The sequence below is a fragment of the Peribacillus sp. SIMBA_075 genome (assembly GCF_046534585.1).
Genome location: NZ_JAWRYN010001707.1, coordinates 1 through 232, shown reverse-complemented (window position 1 = coordinate 232; position 232 = coordinate 1). Strand labels below are relative to the sequence as shown.

The window sequence follows — 232 nt, the reverse complement described above, 5'->3', positions numbered from 1 at the left end:
ACGTAATATCACAAATATGTTCAGTTTCGACAAGTCCATTTTCCTTCAGCGTTTGACCTGTGGAGACAATGTCAACAATTCGATCGGCAAGGCCGATGAGCGGTGCTAATTCAATGGAACCATTCAGCTTACTGATTTCTACCTGCTCACCTTGCTCTCTAAAATAGGACGAGGCTACGTTTGGGTACTTCGTTGCCACACGCGGCGCGACACCGCCCCAGCTGGCTCCTGG

Annotated in this window: 1 protein-coding gene; it reads right to left on the bottom strand. The window is 49.6% G+C overall.

The features are described 5' to 3' along the window. The coding region (gene hisG, locus SB775_RS34250) for an ATP phosphoribosyltransferase (RefSeq protein WP_410865743.1) at nucleotides 1–232 on the bottom strand (232 nt) is incomplete at both ends.